Source organism: Candidatus Competibacteraceae bacterium (assembly GCA_016713505.1).
GTDB lineage: Bacteria > Pseudomonadota > Gammaproteobacteria > Competibacterales > Competibacteraceae > Competibacter_A.
Map to the genome: position 1 here is coordinate 2,929,199 of JADJPA010000001.1, position 20,570 is coordinate 2,949,768.

10 protein-coding genes and 1 pseudogene are annotated in these 20,570 nt (G+C 58.4%); 2 read left to right on the plus strand and 9 right to left on the minus strand.

Features of this window, described 5'->3' with window-relative positions; genetic code table 11:
• Nucleotides 1-59 precede the first annotated feature (59 nt).
• The 8 genes and pseudogenes from IPK09_13345 to IPK09_13380 form a co-directional block, all read right to left on the minus strand.
• Nucleotides 60-1,043 carry a lipid A deacylase LpxR family protein gene (locus IPK09_13345; protein ID MBK7984593.1) on the minus strand — a complete coding sequence of 328 codons (984 nt, stop codon included), beginning with the start codon at nt 1,041-1,043 and terminating at the stop codon, nt 60-62.
• Nucleotides 1,044-1,192: 149 nt separating this feature from the next.
• Nucleotides 1,193-2,257, minus strand: coding sequence for a YihY/virulence factor BrkB family protein (locus IPK09_13350; GenBank protein MBK7984594.1), 1,065 nt, complete (start codon nt 2,255-2,257; stop codon nt 1,193-1,195).
• Between the two features lie 45 nt (nt 2,258-2,302).
• Nucleotides 2,303-4,498 carry a YgiQ family radical SAM protein gene (locus IPK09_13355; protein ID MBK7984595.1) on the minus strand — a complete coding sequence of 732 codons (2,196 nt, stop codon included), beginning with the start codon at nt 4,496-4,498 and terminating at the stop codon, nt 2,303-2,305.
• 42 nt (nt 4,499-4,540) lie between these two features.
• Nucleotides 4,541-5,404: an HDOD domain-containing protein gene (locus IPK09_13360; GenBank protein MBK7984596.1), complete on the minus strand. Its 864-nt coding sequence runs from the start codon at nt 5,402-5,404 to the stop codon at nt 4,541-4,543.
• A gap of 507 nt (nt 5,405-5,911) precedes the next feature.
• Nucleotides 5,912-7,885 (minus strand): PatA/PatG family cyanobactin maturation protease, encoded by a 1,974-nt coding sequence (locus IPK09_13365; GenBank protein ID MBK7984597.1) that lies wholly within the window; start codon nt 7,883-7,885, stop codon nt 5,912-5,914.
• Between the two features lie 33 nt (nt 7,886-7,918).
• Nucleotides 7,919-11,362, minus strand: a complete 3,444-nt coding sequence (locus tag IPK09_13370; protein ID MBK7984598.1) for a tetratricopeptide repeat protein — start codon at nt 11,360-11,362, stop codon at nt 7,919-7,921.
• Nucleotides 11,363-12,064: 702 nt separating this feature from the next.
• Nucleotides 12,065-12,148, minus strand: a pseudogene (locus IPK09_13375) (protease).
• 35 nt (nt 12,149-12,183) lie between these two features.
• Nucleotides 12,184-15,624 (minus strand): glycosyl transferase, encoded by a 3,441-nt coding sequence (locus tag IPK09_13380; protein ID MBK7984599.1) that lies wholly within the window; start codon nt 15,622-15,624, stop codon nt 12,184-12,186.
• A 176-nt stretch (nt 15,625-15,800) separates the two neighbouring features.
• Here IPK09_13380 and IPK09_13385 point away from each other — a divergent pair, with 176 nt between their 5' ends.
• Entirely contained in the window at nt 15,801-17,021 is a 1,221-nt protein-coding gene (locus IPK09_13385; protein MBK7984600.1) for a trypsin-like serine protease, read from the plus strand.
• 43 nt (nt 17,022-17,064) lie between these two features.
• On the opposite strand, the gene IPK09_13390 is transcribed toward IPK09_13385, so the two are convergent.
• Nucleotides 17,065-20,289 carry a discoidin domain-containing protein gene (locus IPK09_13390; protein MBK7984601.1) on the minus strand — a complete coding sequence of 1,075 codons (3,225 nt, stop codon included), beginning with the start codon at nt 20,287-20,289 and terminating at the stop codon, nt 17,065-17,067.
• Between IPK09_13390 and IPK09_13395 the strand changes: the two genes are divergently transcribed.
• On the plus strand, nt 20,288-20,530 hold the full coding sequence (locus tag IPK09_13395; GenBank protein ID MBK7984602.1) for a hypothetical protein: 243 nt from the start codon (nt 20,288-20,290) through the stop codon (nt 20,528-20,530). The genes IPK09_13390 and IPK09_13395 overlap by 2 nt on opposite strands.
• Nucleotides 20,531-20,570 lie beyond the last annotated feature (40 nt).

Consider the following 20,570-nt stretch of genomic DNA (forward strand, 5'->3'; position numbering starts at 1 on the left):
CGCCAATGCGCCGTGCGTGCGGCCGACGATCGATCGACGCACGGCGCGACCGGCCAAGATTAGAATTTGAACGATATGCCGACGGAGCCGAAGCGGTCGGGTTTGTCCTGACCGTCGAACTCGCGAGTGCGCAAGACGTAGGTGTAGGCCAGTCTGGCCCAGCCGATACTGGTCACCAAGCCGGCCTGCAATTCGCCGACGAACGGTTTGCGGTCGACGCCCAAGCTATTGCCGTCGGTATTGCCATCGAGAAAAATGTTGTACGCGACGGCGCGTCCGCCCGCTCCGGCAAACAGATACCATCCGAAATTATCGCGCGGCAGAAAGAAATTCGAGCCGGGCAGGCTGGGGCGGATGCGGGGCGCGCCGTAATCGTTGGGTAAATCGTTGCCGATCCGCAAGGTGGCGCCGACCTCCAGATAGGTGCCCACGTTACCCAGACTGCCGCCGACGTAAGGGGTGACATCCACCCCGAGGCCGGTCCCCTGATGCTCCAACAGATTGCGCCACTTGCGCTCGTAGATCAGCGCATAGCCGAATTCGTCGTGCAGTTGATTGTCCCAGCCCGCCGCTTCGTCCGAGCCGATCAAATCGTGAAAAGAATTTTGCACTTCCTCGCCGCGCGCCGAAGGCCCAACGATGCCCAACTGCAATTCCCAGGTATCGAGCCGACCGTCGTCTTCCGCCACCAACGCCAAGCCGCCGTAAAGCCATCCGGCGTAGGGGCGCTCGTTCGGCACCGGGGCAGCCGACAAGGTATTGCTGGGGGTAAAGATGCTCTGGCCCAGCACGTAGCCCGTGCGCAGCGCGGCGGACTCCCGCACGCCGGGCAGATAAACGGCGGCGCTACGCAACCACTGGGGGACATCATCTTTCGCGGTAAGATAGGTCAGTTCGACACCGTTGGTGTAGTGCTCGTCGGTGCCAGTGAATTTGTCGTTCTCCACGAGCAAGCCTAAAGTGCCTTGATCGCGGTATTGCTGGGCGTTGACGGTCGCCGTGGCCAGGATAAAAAAGCCGGCGATAACGGTAAGTCTAATCATAAGACATACTCCGAGTCGGTTTGTCGGATCTTTCGAGTCAATCGAATGATGGATTTTACCGGTTTTACGGGGCATCTCGACCTGAAACCGCAACGGGTCAAGTCGCTAGAGGCACTCGTCGTAGCGTGGAGCGGTGCTTTCGCGCCGCTTCAGCGGGCTGGAGGCGGTTTTCGTTGCCAACCCAACAAGACACCGACCATGAAGGCCAGTATCGCGCCGGCAACGGGCGTGCCGGTCGTTGGCCAGAGCGCGCCGCTGGCCTGTGAGACGACGGTGTGGGGCGCGGTGGCGGCGGCGACCTTTTCCTGGCTCGGCATTCCTTGCTGGATGCGTTCTGGTTCGGTGACGCGGACCGCGTTCTCGGTCGGCTCGATCTTGGAGCCATAGGTCCGCGCGTAAACCTGGGTAAATTCGGCGCCCAGGAACAAAATCTGGGTCGAATAGTAAATCCAGATCAGCAGCGCCACCAGAGAGCCGGCCGCGCCGTAGGTCGATTCGGTGGCGGCCTGACCCAGGTACCAGCCGATCAGGAACCGGCCGAGTGAAAACAAGGCGGCGGTCGCCGCCGCGCCGATCCAGACATCGCGCCAGCGCACCTTGGCGTCGGGCAAAATCTTGAAAATCATTGCGAATAAAACAGTGGTGACGCCAAAAGAGACCACAAAACTGATGGCGCGCCACATCTGTGTCTCGCCGTAAGCCGTGCCGACCGCCCATTGGCCTACCGCCGCTAATGCCGTGCTGATGAGCAGCGTAACCAACAATAGGAAACCGCTGCCCAGCACCATGGCGAATGAAAAGAAACGGTCGCGCAGCATTCCCCAGATCCCCCGGCCCGGTTTCGGTTGGACCTCCCAGATGGTGTTGAGCGCATCCTGCAACTGGCCGAACAACCCCCCGGCCGCCACCAGCAGCGTGACCACGCCGATGGCGGTGGCGATGAGACCGGTGGTGGGTTTGCGCGCGCCGTCAATCATCATCTCAAGGGCTTGTTGGCCGTTCTTGCCGATCAAGCCGCCAAGTTCGGTCAGAATGCTATGGCGCACGTGAGCTTCGTCAAAAAACAGGGCGGCCACCGCGATGGCGATGATCAGAAGCGGGGCCAGCGCGAAAATGGTGTAGTAAGCCAGCGCGGCGGCCAGGCGCGGCGCGCGGTCTTCGTCCCATGATTTGTAGGTTTCTTTCAGCAACTCCCAAGTTGTTGGCGTATTCATGGCTTTCCTTGATTCGGCGCTCGCTCGCCGAATCCGGGTAACGGATTAGGGCCGCTTGCGGCGGCTGGCCGCCTGATGCTGGCGTTTGCCGAGGTTCGTGGCAAGCGGGTTTTTGGGCGGCAAGCCGGTGTGCTGGGTCAAAAACAGTTGCGCGCCGTGCTTGCGGCCGGTCCGCGAGCCTTCCCCCCCGACCGTCCCGGTGCCGGCGGGTTGCCAGCTGGGGATCAAGTGGCGCTTGCCGTTGCCGATCAACTCCGTCCGACCCATGCGTTTGAGTGCCTCCCGCAACAGCGGCCAGTTTTCCGCATCGTGGTAGCGCAAGAAAGCCTTGTGCAACCGTCGCTGTTTGAGACCCTTCGGTGAGGCCACGAGTTCGCCCCGTTCGCGATGGATGCCTTTCAGTGGGTTGCGGCCGCTGTGATACATGGCGGTCGCCAGGGCCATCGGGCCGGGCAGGAAGGCTTGCACTTGATCGGCGCGAAAGCCGTTGCGCTTCAGCCATAGGGCGAGATTCAGCATATCCTCGTCGGTGGTGCCGGGGTGGGCGGCGATGAAGTAGGGGATCAGATATTGCTTCTTACCGGCTTCCTCGGAGAATTTCTCAAACAGCGCCTTGAACGTGTCGTAAGCGCCGAGGCCCGGCTTCATCATCTTGGTCAACGGCCCGGCTTCGGTGTGTTCGGGCGCGATCTTGAGGTAGCCGCCGACATGGTGGGTGACCAATTCGCGGACGTAGGCTGGATCGCGGATCGCCAGATCGTAGCGCAGCCCGGAGGCGATCAGGATTTTCTTGATGCCCGGCAGTGTCCGCGCCTTGCGATACAAGCCCGTCAGCGCGGCATGATCGGTGTTGAGGTTCGGGCAAATCTCGGGATAGACGCAGGATAGCTTGCGGCAGGCGCGTTCGATGTCCTGGGACTTGCAGGCCAGCCGATACATGTTGGCGGTCGGCCCGCCGAGGTCGGAAATCACCCCGGTAAAACCCGGCGTCCGGTCGCGGATGTCTTCGATTTCGCGCAGGATCGAGGCTTCGGAACGGGATTGGATAATGCGGCCTTCGTGTTCGGTGATCGAGCAGAAGGTGCAGCCGCCGAAGCAACCGCGCATGATGTTGACCGAAAATCGGATCATCTCGTAGGCTGGAATCCGCGCCTTTTCGTAGACGGGATGCGGCACGCGGGCGTAGGGCAGATCGAACACCGCGTCCAGTTCGGGGGTGGTGAGCGGCACCGGCGGCGGATTGAGCCAAACGTCGCGGTCGCCGTGGCGCTGGATCAGGGCGCGGGCGTTGCCGGGATTGGTTTCCAGGTGCAACAGCCGCGAGGCGTGGGCGTACAGCACCGGATCGTCCTTGACCTGCTCGTAAGCAGGCAGGCGAATGACGGTTTTGGCGCGGTCGTGGCGCGGCGGGCGGCGCTGGAACAGCACCGGTCGGGCATCGGTCGCGGCTGAAGTGACGCTGGCGCAGGCTTTTGGCGAGGCCGGCGCGTCCGCGTAGGGATCAGGATGAGGTTCGACGATTCCCGGCTGATCGATTTCGGTGGAGTCGATTTCCAGCCAATCCTCCGGCGCGCCTTTGCTGATGAATGCGGTGCCGCGCACGTCGCGAATCGTATTTGGTGATTCGCCGGCGGCGATGCGATGGGCGATCTCGACGATGGCGCGCTCGGCGTTGCCGTACAGCAGTAAGTCCGCTTTTGAGTCCAGCAGGAGCGAGCGGCGCACCTTGTCCGACCAATAGTCATAATGGGCGATCCGACGCAGCGAGGCTTCAATGCCGCCGATGATGATCGGCGCGTCGGGATAGGCTTCGCGACCGCGTTGGCTGTAAACGATCACCGCTCGGTCGGGCCGCTTGCCGCCTTCATCGTTCGGGGTGTAAGCGTCGTTGTGGCGCAACCGCCGATCCGAAGTGTAGCGGTTGACCATCGAATCCATGTTGCCCGCCGTGACCCCGAAAAACAGATTCGGCCGGCCCAAGGCGCGGAACGGTTCGGCGGAATTCCAGTCGGGTTGGGCGAGGATGCCGACCCGAAAACCCTGCGCTTCCAGCAGCCGACCGATGATCGCCATGCCGAAGCTGGGATGATCGACGTAAGCATCGCCGGTGACCAGGATGATATCGCAGCAATCCCAGCCGAGCGTGTCCATTTCGGCGCGCGACATCGGCAGAAAGGGCGCAATGCCGAAGCGGGCAGCCCAGTATTGACGGGGGGAAAACAATGGGATGGCGGCAGGCATGATTGTTCGGGTGGGACAGAGTCGGTTGTAAAGAAACCAATTCTATGAGAGGAAGGTCGCGCCGGGCCGGATCGTTTCGAAAATTTCCTTGGCGTGCGTTTCGATTTCGGCGGGGAGCAAGACCAGCGAGTCCGGGGGTAGGCCCAAGAGAGCGGCCGGTGACGCGACGTGTTCCAGAGCGTGTTCGATGGGCGCGGCATCAGTCTTAGGCTGCATGGCGTCCGCGATTTGGGCGGCGACGTGAAGGAGAGTGGCTTCCCGGCGGTGGTCAGAAGCTTTGCTGGGTTCTAGATGGTAGGCGATGGCGAGGTGCAAGTCATCCAAAAGCCGCCAGGACTTGAGCAGTTCGGCGCTCAAATCGGCATAGGTGAATCCAAAAATCTGGCGCTCGGCGGCGATGCGGGCCTGCTGGTCGGGTCCGGCGCGTTCCAGCACTTCGCGATAGCGGTCCGGGTATTGACTGTAAAAAATCAGTTTGCCAACTCCGTGCAACAGCCCGGCGATGAAGAAATGTTCGCCTTGACGGAGGTGCAGCCGTTGGGCCAAACCGCGCGCGGCGAGGCCGGTCATGATGCTGTGCTGCCAGAACCGATCCATGTTGATCTGATCCGCCGGCAAGCCTTCGAATAGCTCGACCGCGACGGTGGTGGTGATGAGGTTGCGCAACTCACGCTGGCCCAGCAGGACGATGGCCTGCGAGACGGTCTCCACCCGCCGTCGCGAGCCGTAGTAGGCGCTGTTGACCAGTCGCAGCAGACGCGCCGCCAGCCCCGGATCGCACAGGATCGCTTGCACCAGCTCTTCCGTTCGAGTATCCGGCTGGTTGATCAACTGGTTGACTCGAAGCACTACGTCGGGCAGGGAAAACAGCGTGTGGATGGTGCGTAGCAGGGATTTGGGATTCATAACCCCTTACTCGGAAGGTCGGCTCGCGGCAAGTTGATATCCACACGAATAAGTTTTTTAATCTCTGCGGGTCTAATTCTTTGCCGCGCGCGGCAATTATTAGTGCTGACCCGCCGCAAGCGGCGGGTCGTTCGCTACACCGTTACTTATCGGCCGGCCAACATTTGAAGGGTCTGAATAGGGCGAGTCACAGTGGCGATTTTTCCTGCCAAATCTTTGATTTGGCTTACCATAATCTCGCCTAACACCTCGGGTTATCAGCGCGCATATTAATTATGGACACTCATAATACACGCATATTCTTGTACCACTTTCCCACCAGCATTTGCAACATATACGGTAACATTGAAATTGATTCGAACGCTCGTGTTCGAGCTTAGAGGATAGACTATAGGAAGTAATCTTATGATTTTTTTCTGCTCCGATGCCAGCATTACGGTCCACACCTAAAGTCAAATTAGGGAGACGGCTCATGAGTATCTCCTTCAGAAATAAAGGTTAAGGTATTTATGGGCGGACATATACAAACCAGGAGCGTTTCCGGCCAACCATTACAGGAACAACATCGCTTACATCAACAGTCAAAAGGTATACTTTGCTGGCTTCTTCAAATATTTTTTTAGGGTTGAAAAAAGTAAGCTTAATATCCCAACAGTCCGACTCGGGACGACAAACTGGACTGCGTTCTACTATAGAAGATCCGAATTCTAACCCTTCTTGAAGGGCTTCTTTGAATATCTCCGCAACGAGTAAAGCATTTGAAGCAGCGTAGTTAATTGCGCGATCTTGAGGTGTGATGCCAAGATTGCGTAGCTCTTCATAGACACGGACGATGAAGTTTTCAACTCTTTTCTTGCATTCGGACGGCCTATCACTTTTTTCTTGATTAGCTGCGGCGTGAGCGCAAACCTTTTCAATTAGTTCTTGGGTATTCCAGCTGTACATACCTCGAAGGTCGGGATTGATAACGGGAATCATTTGTCCATTTTTCAATTTTATGTTCCCTACTATATAGCCAGGAACCGATACTCGCTCGACAGAATTATTGATCTGGTCATTCAGGAAGTTTCGTAGTTCTTTGTAGGCCTCTTGAGCAAAAGCACCTTCGGGTTTTATCGCATAAATAGGTACTGCATCCAAATTTAGCGTCCAGATAACTGAGGCGGCATCCCAAGGATTTTTTGTAAAATGGTTTAATAGTTGTTCGGGGTCATATGGGTTTGGGTCAACCTCGTTCTTGGGATCAGGTTTTTCCATATGATTTCGAATTGAATCAAAGCGGGCTTCTGTTTCAAATTCAATGCCTAATTTCCCTAAAGCAAACACTAATTGCACTGATCCATTACGACCGCAATTACAAGTAGTCGCTGAATTAGCCATCACTGAGTTCTGGCTTGTTGGCGAACTAGGGGAATAGTCATCAATTTCTATAGGAAATGGAGATAAATTGCCAGAAAGATTGTTAGGTTGCGGTTTTGAGGCTGGCAGCCATAACGAAGGCTCGCTTGAGTAAGGCATATTGTTAGTCGCCTGTTTGGGTTCCCGTACTTCTTTCATATTCATGGTATTCATGCCTTTTAAAAGGAGTAGCTTCGCTCCATTGATATTAAGCCGCCCTGCGAGTAAACGGTAGCCAGCTTTTACCGGTTCGCCTTCGCATCCCAATGCGCTATTTAAGATGGCTTCTCGTATCGCACGAAAATTAACAGGAAGTCCATGCTTAATCTGAAGGCTTGCCAACAAGGCAATGACTCCAGAAACGATAGGGGCGGCGTAGCTAGTCCCATTACTCAGAGTTATAGCATTACCAAGGTCTGCGGTTAGAATATTCTCGCCAGGTGCCAGTACGCCTTGAGTTTGGTATCGCTCATGCCAATTGCTAAATTCGAGAGGTAAGCCTTGGCTGTTCATTGCACCTACGGCCAATACCGAGGGTAAGGCGGCAGGAATTGATAGCGTATTGCGGCCTTCATTGCCAGTAGCCGCTACGATCACCACATCTTTAGCAAGGCAATCCTCAATGGCCGTAAGTAGTAAAGGATGGCCAACTCCTTCAGGAGAACGCTGCCCCAAGCTGATATTGATAATATTGGCTCCCGCCTGAATCGCCATCGAAATCGCTTGGGCCAGACCAACTTGTGAATAAGAGGCCAGCAAACCATTGGAGCCATCGCTAACGATGGGTATAACTAGGCCACGGCAGCCCGGCGCAATACCTTTAATTTGTGCGTTATGTTGGCCGAAAATGACGCTGGTAACTTGAGTGCCATGTCTTAACGCCTTACCCTTCCTAAGGTTTGGTATGACGGTGCTTGCTAAAGCGAGCTTTGATCCGATGAAAGCCGGATGAAAACGATCGATTGAGCCATCAAGAAGAGCGACACAAATACGAGGATCTCCAAGAGTTTCTTCCCATACTGTTCGAATGCCCGGAATTTCCGCAATATCGGTAACAGTATCTGTGCTGGTTTTTAGTTCCATGAGAGCACGGTAAGTACTAACTGTGCATAATTATCAAAAATTAAGCGTAAATTTTGCAAAAATTAAGCGTTGAGGAATAGATAGCGGGTTACCTGGTTCAGGTGACAGTTGACTGGATATTTCTTCATAATGAAAGTTTCTATCAAGTAAATTTTTGATTTCGAGGCTTAGAATGCCTTGCCGTTTAGGTAATCGATACCCGACAGCGGTGTCCACTAAGATAAATTTATTACTTCCAACAAAGAGTTCCCCTGTTTCATTGAAAGGAACTCCGTCTATTTTGGCCTTTTGGTAAACATAAGTTAGGCTAATTTCTCCAAAAACCCCAGAAGGGCTAAAGTACCGCACAATCAATGGCAATCTATTAGTGTCGACTTGATAAGCGCCAAATAAATGAAGATCAAATGGTAAATTAACTATGCCTTCTGCTGAGAAGCGATCAAATCGATATTCACTCCGAATAGCCCAATGAGGGTGAGGCGTCCAGTATAAATATCCTAAATATGCTTTTTCCCGTCCATCAAAGAAATCAAAGACGCCGCTGCTTGCATTAAAAATTGGTATTTGGAGATCGCGCTGAACCCCTTCTAACCCGCCATATACGCCATCAGCAAAACGAAAATCCAGCCCGATGCCTTGGCTTTCCGCTGTCGTTCCATTAGGTGCATCGAAGAATTGATTGAAGCCAGCAATTTGCGTGGGAGCTATAGTTTGTTGAACGATTAGCCTTGGTTTCAAGGTTTTGAAACTAGCCAGTCGCAGCCCAACATTTTCAGTTATAGCCCATTGTAATCCAAATTTAGGATTCAGTTGATCAATATCAAGAAACTGTTCTTTAGATTGTTTAAAGCTTACATACCCCAATCCTAAGGTCCAGATAATATTTTCTGGCACAGCAACATTAATATTAAAATATGCATCTTGCTCTTTTGCTGTTAACGCCCATTTTCCCTGATGATCTATATCGTAGATGCCTACACCTGTTGTCAAGTTAAATTGATCGGTATGAAACAAATGTTGAGCTTCTGTTTGGTAACCTTTATCCGTAACATTGTTTCCTTCATCACGGTCACTATAGAAGGCTGAAACAATAAAATCTGACTGAAACGAAGGTGAAAAATGGGCGCCAAGGCGGGCGATATCTTGTTGAGTCGTTGAATGAAATTCATTATCATAACTACCATCAGCCTTTAAGCTGAGATCGCCCATGCTGGTTTTCCGTCTTCGAAACTCTGCTTGTACATTGAGGTGTGTCGTGAGCGCGACCTGCGTGAAAAGATTAAATATATCGTGTTTCAAGTCGTTGTTTGCTCGAAAGCCTTCCGTTTCATAGTGAAACTGGCCCAAACTATATGAAATCGGACCTTGCAGGCCCGAGAGAACGATTTCGTCCGCGAGAGTGGTGTTGTTACCGGCAATTCCCGAAATTAAGACTTGTGTGCGATCCCGTTCGAACAAAGAGGTATATTCATTTAATGTCGAAGTATCAAATCCATTGATCATTCTCAAATTGGTTTCGTTGAGACTCGGCTGAACGGGGTTGATATTGAGGGGTTGCAAAAGCTGGGCCTGTAGCAATTCGCTGACCCTCGCGATTTCATGGCGCGGGCGGGTCGCATAACTATCCGAAAGAAAACGGTGCGCTGAGTAATTCGCTGGATTGAGGGTCAATGATTTCGACGCTTCAATTTGAGCGAGCTGATCAAAACCCAAGTCCTCGTAGACGCGCGCTAAGCTGGTGTCGCGCGTTGCCAAATCCTCGTCGAGTAACAGCTTTGACCGATAAATCGCCCGATTTTCATTCAATTCGATGGATTTCTGTAAATTCTGTACTGCCGCAACCGGGCGATTGACGCTTTGCAAACGAAGTGCCTCATAGAAATGAGGGGTAGGATCGCGGGGATCGAGCTGTTTGGCTTGGGCGAAATATTTTCGTGCCATGCGATCATCACGGATTTCAAAATAAGCTTTGCCAAGATAGCTGTTATAGAGTGAAACTTTCGGCTCCAGCAGGGTCGCCTTGCGCATTTCCTCAATGGCGGCAGCGGTCTGATTGCGCCGGAATAGGGCCAAGCCCAAGCCGAGGTGAGGTTCGCCGAGGGTCGAATCCTGGGCGATGGCTTCTTGAAACGCTCGATGGGCTTGGTGGGTACGGCCACGGGCCAGTTGCAAGAAACCCCAGGTGGAATTGACCAAGGCATCCCGTGGCGCGCGGTGCCGGGCTTTTTCAGCGACCTTGAGCGCTTCCTTGACTCGACCCATGCCGAACAGCAGGCGGCTTTCTTGAATCAAGGCTTGAGGGTTGTCGGGATCGAGCGCCACCGCTTGGCGGGCGGCCGCCAATGCGGCATCCAGCTTGAAGTCCGCTTGTTCGACCAAGCTCAAATTAAGATAGGCCGTGGGTGAGGAGGAATTGGCCGCTACCGCGCGTTCGGCGGCATCCCGCGCCTGCTCTTTGCGGTTTTGCACTAGAAAGATATTCGAGCGTAGCCCGTGGGCAAGAGCGGAGTGAGGATCGCGCGCCAGCGCTTGATCGAGCGCCTGTTGGGCTTCGGGAACACGACCTCGAATCAATGCGCTGCGCGCAGCCTGCACCCACGGTAGAGCGGCGCGCGGGTAGCGCTGCTGGGTTTCGTCGATAGCTCGGTCGGCTTCGGCGAAGCGATCTAGCCGGTAAAGCGCTTCGGCGGTCCCGACCGAACTCATCAGGGTCGGCGGGCGGGCTTGTCGGAATTCAGCCAAGGCCGCCCCGACATCGCCTGCTTCGAGCAGCGTCCAAGCCTGCTGATCTGAGCCAGCGCTCCGGTTTTGCGAGCGGTCTTTCGCTGGCGGCGCTTCACCGCTCGATAGCGCATAATCCCGATGGCTTACCAAACCCGGATAGTAGAGCGACCATTGCACGGCATCGAGCGGATCGAGCAACACGGTCTTATGCGGCGCTTCCCCAACCTTCGCCGTCGCCTGTTCGTTCGCCGCGACCATGACGCTGCCCTGAGGATTGTGGAACTCGACCATGCCGTCGAGCACGGCCAGCCGCGCCACCTGATCGGCGCCGACCGCGAGATTGAATTCCGTGCCCCGGATGGTGGCGACCACGGGCATGGATTGAACTTCTAAAGGGACCCCGTTGCTGCGAACCCAAATTTCGCCTTTGAACACGCGCAATATGTTCTGCAAGGGGGTGTTCGCGGCCGGCGTCACGCTTTCCCGTGGCGCGATCTTCTTGAGTTCCAGCTCACAGTTGGCGTTCAGCTTGATCTGTGAGCCGTTGGCCAGTTGCAGCGCGACCCGGCTGCCAGCGGCCGTCTTGAGCACGGCGCCCACCGCCAAGATTTCACCGGGTTTAAGCGGCTGCCAGCGGCCCTCCCGCCGCACTTCGACGCTGCCCACCACGCTGACGATTTCCCCCGCATCTCCAGCGAAGGCGGCGCGGAACGGTCCGAGCAAAACGCAGAGCAGCAGATTGATCCAAGCCAATCGGAGGCGGTGCGAATGCGCCGTCGGCCGGCGGCCTCGCATCGCGTGTACTGAGGCGGATCTTCCGTGGGAAGATGCGTCCATTCCTTGCCCCTTGTAGTGTGAGCGCTTAGTCGTTCTTTTATTGAATGATTGGAGAGGAACGAACGCGCTGATTGACCGAGATTGGGTTCTCGGTGACGGCTCAGGCGTCGGTTTGTCTCCCGACAGATTAAGCTTAGCTTTATTGAATCAGAATACTGCTAGAGCGCCATTCTGATCCGTGGCGAATCCGACCGCTCGCAAAAAATTCAGCAAGCTTGATGCCATGATTGGCTATGTCCCACATGTTACCTGTCCTGCTCTTTATAAACTCAATGTTAAGAGCTTTCAATATAACTTAAGTTAGAGCTATTGATAGCTAAAGGTTTCATAATGAAACAAAAACGAGCAGATAAATTCGTTTTGAAACAGGCTAACTTAACACTGTTTTGATACTTTTGTTTCTGATTTGAACTTGAATCGAGCGCTTGAAGGAACGGGGAAGAAACGGCTGATTTCGCGCCGCCAAAGGACGGACGGCGGCGGAGCAAGCGTCTGGAGCCAGCCCGCGCCGGCTGACCGGCCCGTTGGAATTTCGCGCTTAAAGCTCGATCTTGGTGCCCAATAATTTCAAGAACTCACTCAGCCAAGCAGGATGCGCTGGCCACGCCGGCGCGGTGACCGCAAGGCCTGGAACGGCACCATGACCTCGTAGTCTTCAACATAATAATCACCGACCAACAGCAAAATTCGTTTGGCGCGCATCTCGATTCTCCGCTAATGCGTTGCATCGTTTGGTCCTACCTGGGCGGGGAAAGCGCGCCGGCCAGCGTCACCACCACCTCGTGGCGGGCGCCATCCTGGACTATTGGAATACAGGCCGCGCCATATTCGATGAGCCCCTCCCGCTCATCGATTTGTACCGCCGCCACCCGTTTCGCGTTCCGCTCGGGATTGCGAACCTCGATCTCGTAAATCGCTTCATCATCCGGCAATCGATAATGCAGCTGAAACCCCGGCCAATCATCGGGAATGCAGGGTCGCAACCGCAAAGTCCGGCCCTCATTCAACTCCAGGCCCAGAATGGATTCCAGCATCACCCGCAGCATCCAGCCCGCCGAGCCGGTATACCAAGTCCAGCCGCCGCGCCCGACGTGCGGGGCCACGCCGTAGATGTCGGCGGCGACCACGAAGGGCTCGACCCGATAGTTGGCGACTTGTTCGGGCGTGCGGGCGCGGCTGATCGGACTCAGCATTTCCAGCAGCCGCGCCGCCTGATCGCGCCGGCCCAGTTCGGCCAGCGCCCGCACCACCCACAAGGCTGCATGGGTATACTGACCGCCGTTCTCGCGCACGCCGGCCACGTAACCCTTGATGTAGCCGGGATCGTGCGCCGTGTTCTCGAACGGCGGCGCGAGCAAGCGAATCAAACCGTCCCGTTCTGAAATCAGGTGCCGCTCGACCGCATCCAGCGCCGATTCGGCGCGCTCCCAGGGCGCGGCCTTGGATATCACCGCCCAAGCTTGCGCCAGCGCGTCGATCCGGCATTCGTCGCTGGCGGCGGAACCCAACACCGCGCCGTCGTCGTACCAGGCGCGGCGATACCATGCGCCATCCCAGGCGTGCTCGTTGAGCGCGGTGGCCAGATGGGTGCGGAACGCCGCATAGCGTCGCGCCCGGTTGAAATCGCCATGCTGGCCGCACACCGGTATGAAATCGCCGAGGATCGCGTACAGAAAAAATCCCATCCAAACGCTTTCGCCCCGACCCTCGCGACCGACCCGATTCATGCCATCGTTCCAGTCGCCCGTTCCCATCAACGGCAAACCGTGAGCGCCTTGGGTCAACGAACGATCCAAGGCCCGGCAGCAATGTTCGTACAGATTGGCGGTTTCACCGGACTCTTCCGGCCGCAGAAACGCTTCATCCTCGCCGGGTTCGAGCGACCGCGCCGTCAGAAAGCGCGCCGGCTCGCCGAACAGGCTCCAATCGCCGGTGGCGCGGGCGTAGAAAGAGGCCAACCACGGCAGCCATAGCAGGTCGTCGCTGAAGCGGGTGCGGATGCCGCAATCGCTGGGAGGGTGCCACCAATGCAGCACGTCACCCTCCTGGAACTGATGCGCCGCATTCAACAGCAGTTGCTGGCGGATCAGTTCGGGGTCGTGGTAGAGCAGCGCGGCGGCGTCCTGCAACTGATCGCGAAAACCGAACGCGCCGCCCGACTGATAAAAAGCCGACCGGCCCCAAAGCCGGCAGGCCAGGGTTTGATAGGCCAGCCAGCCGTTGACCATCAGATCCACCGCCGGCGTCGGTGTCTGGATTTGCACCCGTTCCAGCCGGTCGCGCCAGAAGGTTTGCACGTCGGCCAGGGCCTCAAGCGCGGCCCCGTCCGCGCGGTAACGGTCGATCAGGTAGATAGCGTGCTCCCGATGATCGGCTTCGCCCAGCAGAAAAACGTGTTCGAGCGCGGCGCCGGGTTCCAGGCGGATGGTCGCTTGCAGCGCAAAGCACGGATCGAGGTCCGCGCCCAAGCGACCATCCAGCGTCTTGGCGTGCAAAAGCGCCGCCGGTCGGCTGGGATTGCCGTGTTGCCCCAGGAACGAGGCGCGGTCTCCGGTGACGTACAGGGGAGTGCCGGTTTGTAGCGAAGCGGCGAAGGCGAGGCGACCGGCAAATTCCCGGTTTTGGTTTTCGGCCAGCAGCGCGCCGGTCACCGAGTCTTGAGCGATCGTGAGTTTGGCCGTGTCATCGGTAGGCAGCACGCCCAGCACCAGACGGGAATAGGCAAAGAGCGACAGTTGGCGCGGTCGGCCGCTGCGATTGCGCAGGCGGATCAGGGTCAGCTTGACCGGATCTTGACGCGGCGCGAACAGGTGGAGCTCTTGTTCCAGATCGCGGCTGATCTGCCGGTAGCGGCTGTAGCCGAAACCGTGGCGGACCTCGTAGGCGACCGGCTGGGGAATCGGTCCGGGTTGCAAGGACCAGGCCGCGCCGCTGTCCTCATCGCGCAGATACAGCGCCTCGCCGTGCGGGTCGAGCACCGGATCGTTGTACCAAGGCGTCAGACGGTTTTCGCGGCTGTTCTGGCTCCAGGTGTAACCGGCGCCGGTCTCGCTGGTGAGAAAGCCAAAATGGGGATTGGCGATGACGTTGGTCCAGGGTTGCGGCGGCAAGCGCAGCCGACCGGTGGCGTCCGGCTGAATGCGGATGACGTATTCGCGACCATCGGCGCTAAAGCCGCCGTAGCCATTCCAAAATTGCAGTGCTTCATCGGCTGAAAGCGTCGCCTGGGAATCATCTCGCCAGCCCTCCGGCTCATTCAGGGGTGCTGATGGGCGTTCGTAGGTTTGCCAGGGGACGGGGGCGCGGGGATCGGCCGTCACCGCCTGAAACGCGGCCTCCACCGCGGCTGTCTCGGCATAGCGCGCCGCCAGCGCCAGAGCGGTTTCTCGATCCGCCGCCGCTCCCAGCAGGAAGGTCAGTCGGGCCTCACTGCCCGCCGCCAGCGCCACAGTGTGGCGCAGGCTGGCAATCGGATCTAGCACGTTGCCGACCGTGCCCGATAGCGGGTCGGAGACCGCTAGGGCGCGCGGCGCGGCCAGCGTGTAACCCCGGCCGATGAACCGAGCGCGATCGGTTTCGTACTGCGGGGCGGGGCTGGCGCGATCGTGACCGGCCAACGCGTGCACCAGCCAGCAGGCGGGCTCATCGGGCACGCGCGGCCGGCGCCGCGCCAGCAGCGCGCGCGTCGCCGCCGCCCACTCGGTTTGAATGAAGATTTTGGAGAAGGCCGGATGGGCGGCATCGGCCGATGGCGCGTTCAGCACGATTTCAGCATAGCTGGTCAACTCTATGCGGCGAGGTCGGTCGCTGAGGTTGCGCAGCGTCACCCGGCGCAATTCGAGATCGTGTTGCGCGGGTACGCAGATCTCCAAGCGGGCTTCGATGCCCTCATCCTGGCGCGCCAGCTCGATCGGTTCCACGCCGAGCCGGCTGCCCGAGGCCGTCGGCGCTTTGAGCGCCGGCTGGCCCATCGACCAGAACACCCCGCTGTCCAGGTCGCGCAAATACAGGAAAAAGCCGTCCGCATCCTCGGTCGGATCGGCGCTCCAGCGGGTCAGCGCCAGTTCGCCCCATGAGGAATAGCCGGTGCCGGCCGTGGTCAAAAAGGCCGTATAACAGCCGTTGCTGATCGTTTGGCCCTCGGGAGGGCGAGCATACGAGAACAAAGCGACGGACATTAACTCTTTTCCTTTAGCTTGGTCGCGGGCATCATGAAGTTTAGTATTAGTTCGGCATTCGCGTTGCTCGCTCGGTTGATTTGTGCGTGACGGCGCTCGCCCTAAGGCCGTGAGGAATGATTGAGCTGTTTCAAAATCATTTTTATAAAAGCGTTTTTTGAAGGTAAAGGAGTGTTATGAAAGCACGACCGATGATGATGGGAATGGCCTTGTCGTTCGTCGCCACGCTGGCCGTGGCCGGGGACGACAGCGCGCGGGGCGCTTCCGGGCAAGGGCCCGTAACCGGTTCTGAAGAGCGCCCAGCCGTTCCGGCGGCGAAGAACTTGAACCCTCGGCCAGGGTATTGGACGCCCGAGCGCTATCGCAACGCGCGGCCCATGCCGCTGCCCTCGGGCGACGATGCGCTTCCTCAAGCGATGCCGGATGAAGCACCGGGCAATCGGATCGACCCGATGCCCGCGGCGGGTGAATCCCGGTCCGGCCAACCTCCACTGCTGGACGCGCCCGAGCGGGAACCTTTGGAAAAGCGGTTGTACGTTCCCGATGAAAGCCGCTCCGATAACGCGGGGCCGCAAGCGACTGCGCCGACCCAACAACGGGCTAAAACCACCGCGATCCCACTGGATGTGGGAGTCGGGCGCGCCTATTTCAGCAGTCAGCCGCTGGTGCCGGTGGCGGCCGATCGCGAATACCCTTACGCCGCCATCGGCCAGTTGTTTTTCACGATTCCCGGCGAGGGGGGATTTGCCTGTTCCGGTACGGTGGTATCTCCCCGTTTGGTGCTGACGGCCGGGCATTGCGTGCATTCGGGCGCCAACGGCGAGCAAGGCTGGTTCGCCGATTTTGAATTCGTGCCCGCCTATCGCGACGGAGTCGCGCCATTTTCCAACTGGAAAGCCTCAGCGGCGTTCGTGACGGGCCCCTGGTACAACGGCAAAGGCAACGTACCCAACAGCGCGGACTACGCCTTACTCGAAATGGACGATCAACTGGTAGGCGGCGTTTCTCGGCGAATCGGTGAAGTCGTCGGTTTTTTAGGGTACCAAACCAACAGTCTTAACCCCAATCACGCCCATCTCATCGGCTATCCGTCCGCCTTTGACAACGGCGAAAGAATGCACCAAGTCACCGCGCAAAGTTACCGCGGAGACAGAAGATACAATACCGTACTCTACGGTTCAGATATGAACGAAGGCTCCAGCGGCGGCCCTTGGATCATGAATTTCGGACCGGCCGCCGCCGGCCAGACCGGCGCCGACGATCCCGCGCGCAACCGGATTATCGGCGTGACCTCCTATGGCTTTCAAACCACGGAGCTGCAAGGCAGCTCGACGCTCGATGGCAATTTTACCTCGCTGCTGAACAAAGGATGTGCCCGGCGCGACGGGAATTGTTAGCGGAGTTTCACGAGCGGAGACCCACGGAAGCGGCCGGATTCGCTCAGGGAGCGGCCGTCGCTTGCGCGCCGTAGTACAACTCGACCTCGGCTGGAAATTGATCCACGGTCACGGTCGTTTCGGTGAAGGTTTCCACCGCGCGGTTGTTGACCTTCACGCCGTGCAGGGGTCGGTCGAGCGGTGAAGACAGGATGATGCGGCCCGGCGGCACGGTGATATCGCCCGATAATTGCACCCGCAAGCGGTCGGGTCCGTCCATCATCATCCGATAATTGAGGGTGCCGTGCCAGGTGGGCATCCGCTTGACCGTGACCCCTTCCGGGCTGGTCGCCCAGGCGGCGGGGATGCCGGCCCCGATCACCAGAGCTTGATCGGCTTCGCGTTCGTAAACGAACAAGCTGCGCGCCGCCCGGATGAAATCGGAACCGACCCAGGTGTGCGGCATGTCGCCGATGAAGCGCGGCGCCTTGGGATCGTGCCAGACCACTTCGGCCCAATGATTCCAGGCCGCCGGCCGCTGGCCCTCCAGAAAGAATGCCAACGCTTCCTGCGCCTTGTCGCGAAACCCCAACCGGACTAAGGTGCCGACGGTGCGCAGTTCGTAGGGGGTGTAGGCCTGCCAGTCGTCCTCGCCGTCGCGCCGACGGCGGAACAGGTCGAAATAGCGTTCGAAGGTTCGATCCAGCGCCGGCTGCGGCAAGCGGCCCAGCTCGCCGCCCGGATCGACCGCGACGGTGGTCGAGGTGGGATCGAAGTCGCCCAATTCGACCGCGCCGGGAATGAAATCGATCTGATGGGTTTTCAGGGTGGCGCGAATCGAGGCGTACAAATCCTTGCGAAAGGCGTCGCGCAACGTCGCGAAGCGTTGCGCCGGCTCGTCCTCCCCCAGGATGACCGCAATGGCGGCGGCGTCTTTCAGGCCGCGCAGGATGAAAAAGTTGTCCCAATAGGAATGACGCGGGTGGCTGGAGTAGCCTTCGTGGCTGATGGACTCTGGCACCAGCCCCCAATAAGGGACGCTCGCCGGGTCGGTTCGGTACTGATCCGTCAACCGCTGCTGGCGCAGGGAATCGATGTAGCCGACCGCCTTGACCACGAAAGGCCACATTTCGCGCAGGAAGCCGACATCGCGGGTGTAGCGGTAATACTCCATGATCGCGTAGATCAACTGGCCGTGGCTGTCGTGCTCGGGGACCGGATCGGCGCCGCGCTGGTCCACGCAGCAGGGCACTTTGCCGTCGGGTTGTTGGTAGGGCGTGAACCACAGCAGAAATTGCCGGACCTCGTCGGTGTAGCCCATGCCGAGCAGGGCCGCCGAGGTCAACGCGCCGTCGCGGATCCAGGAACGGGCGTACGTCCGCGAACCGGGTTGGATCGCCGGGCCGTTGCGGTTGATCAGGATATAGGCCAGATTGCTTTTGATGGCGTCAGCTAGTTTTTGAGCGGCGGGCGGCAGTTCCAGCTTGACCCGATCCAGGCGCGCTTCCCAATCGCGTCGGGCCTGTTCCAGCAATTGGGTTTCCAGCGCGGCGGCATCGGCGTCGTTGGACGCTAGCGCGCCGCTGCCGGGTTGAACGCCGTGAAAGGGGACGCGCAAAAACACCTCGCGCGCCGCGCCCGGTTCGATGTTCCAGCCGTATTCCAGCACCCCGGAAGCATAGCCGAGCGGGTCTTCCGTTGCGGTCCGCTCGGGCAAGCGGTCCGCCAGCAGAAAATCGGCGAGCGAGCCTTGATCGAAGGCGGCGGCGCCGAACCGGTCCGGGGCGGTCAAGACCAGCACCGCCTTGGCGCGGCCATTGACCCAAATAGTGCGATCGGCATATTCCAGCCGCCGGATCGGTGAGATGCCGCCGGTCATGTTCAGCGACTGCCAGGGGGGGTTGACTTGAAACGGCCGCACGGTCAGGAACAAGGTCAGATGCCGGTTTCGATCGCTGCGGTTTTCGATCCGATACCGGGCGTGCAAGTCCGATTGGCCGGGTTTGCCGCTGGCGAATGCGGTGATCGTAAGGCCGATCTGGTCGTGTTCCCAGCGCACGGTGGGAATGGGGAGGTAACCGTCGCTCAGTTCCTGCACGGCGTTCACGTCGGCCCAGGTGAGCAGCCGGCCGTCGGCCAACACGAACGGTTCGATGCTGAAGCCGCCTTTGTCGACCTCCAGCGCGCCGTCCTGGCTGATCAGTGCTTCCTTGCTGTCGCCGCTGACGCCGAGCACCGTCCAGTAGGACTGCTCGCCCTGAAAATAACGGGGATAAAGGCCGCGCTGGGTGTCGCGAGCCACGGTTTCAAAGAAAGTGTTGAGCGAGGTGGAAAACTCGTAGGATTGGACCTGAATGCGCTGGATACCGTAACCGCGGCCCCGGCTGCTGCGTTGCAGGTTTAACCGCAGATAGCGCGATTCGGCGTCGGGCAGATACAGATAATCCCGCCGTCCGTTGCCGTCGCGCACGGTGTAGATCGGCCACCAGCTATCGCCGTCATCGGAGGCTTGCACCTGATAGTCGAGCGCGTAATCCTCCGGGTGCCAGTCGATGATCAGACCGCCGTACTCGCGGGAGGTCAGAAAATCCAACTGCAACCATTGATCCTCGGCCAGCGCGCCGCTGCGCCAACCGTTGGTGATCTGATCGGGTTCCAAAATGCCCTGCGCCGGGTGACCCTCGGCGGTCGTCGAGGCGCTGATCTTGGGATTTTTAATGTAAGCTCGCGCGGGCTCGCGTTCTTCCAGGGACAGCGAGTCGATCCACACCGAACCTTTTTTACCGAGCGCGCCCGGTACGATGGCCAATTCGATGGCCGTCACTTCTTCCAGAGCGCCGCCCGGACCCCACGCCAGATTGAGGTGGCGCTTCTTGACGGTCAGGGGTTGCCAGTCGCCGGCAAAGGTCTGTTCGCGTTGTTTGTACCACCAGACATTTTGTTGGGGGTCCACCAGCTTGAATTCAAAATCCACGGGCGGCGTTTCGCCTCGTATGAAGGCATGGAAAACGTAATTGTCGGGCATGCGCCGCTTGAAGGTCTTGCGGGCGATGATCCAACTGGCGCCGTCCGAGGCTTCGAAGTCCAAACGCATGGCCCGCCCGCCGTTGCGGCCGATATCCTGAGCGATTTCGAGCCGGGCGCCAGCGGAGGTGACGGCGCTCCAACCGCTCAAATCCTTGAAATCGTCCAGCAGGAGGGTTTTGCGTTCTTCAATCGGGTCGGCGGCGGTGGCCGCGGGCGTCGTGGGAGCGTCGGCTGGAGCGGCTCGAATCGTGAAAGGCAGCATGAACAACATCACCGTCAATGTGAGAAGGACTACCGTTTGGCCGCGAAGCGCCCGGTGGGAGAATGCGAGCGAAGGGCTGAAAGAACGCGTGTTGGGTATCGGCATGTCCGTGGGTCTTTGGTGGGCGCCGGTCGCCGAGCGGGCCTTGTGGGCGGTTTGTTCCGGCGGAATTATTCCGAAAACGCTCGCGGCGCGCCTCCGGCTGGCTGCTGGAGTCGCCGGCTTTTTCTTGCCTGGCTGAGTTCGGCTGTCACGCATAAGTTTAATATTAGCCTGTCGTT

Bases quoted from the DNA above. Each gene is read 5' to 3' on its own strand.
- IPK09_13350 (MBK7984594.1), bottom strand. From the start codon at position 2,257: ATGAATACGCCAACAACTTGGGAGTTGCTGAAAGAAACCTACAAATCA.
- IPK09_13345 (MBK7984593.1), bottom strand. From the start codon at position 1,043: ATGATTAGACTTACCGTTATCGCCGGCTTTTTTATCCTGGCCACGGCG.
- IPK09_13355 (MBK7984595.1), bottom strand. From the start codon at position 4,498: ATGCCTGCCGCCATCCCATTGTTTTCCCCCCGTCAATACTGGGCTGCC.
- IPK09_13360 (MBK7984596.1), bottom strand. From the start codon at position 5,404: ATGAATCCCAAATCCCTGCTACGCACCATCCACACGCTGTTTTCCCTG.
- IPK09_13380 (MBK7984599.1), bottom strand. From the start codon at position 15,624: ATGTCCGTCGCTTTGTTCTCGTATGCTCGCCCTCCCGAGGGCCAAACG.
- IPK09_13365 (MBK7984597.1), bottom strand. From the start codon at position 7,885: ATGGAACTAAAAACCAGCACAGATACTGTTACCGATATTGCGGAAATT.
- IPK09_13390 (MBK7984601.1), bottom strand. From the start codon at position 20,289: ATGCTGCCTTTCACGATTCGAGCCGCTCCAGCCGACGCTCCCACGACG.
- IPK09_13385 (MBK7984600.1), top strand. From the start codon at position 15,801: ATGAAAGCACGACCGATGATGATGGGAATGGCCTTGTCGTTCGTCGCC.
- IPK09_13395 (MBK7984602.1), top strand. From the start codon at position 20,288: ATGAACAACATCACCGTCAATGTGAGAAGGACTACCGTTTGGCCGCGA.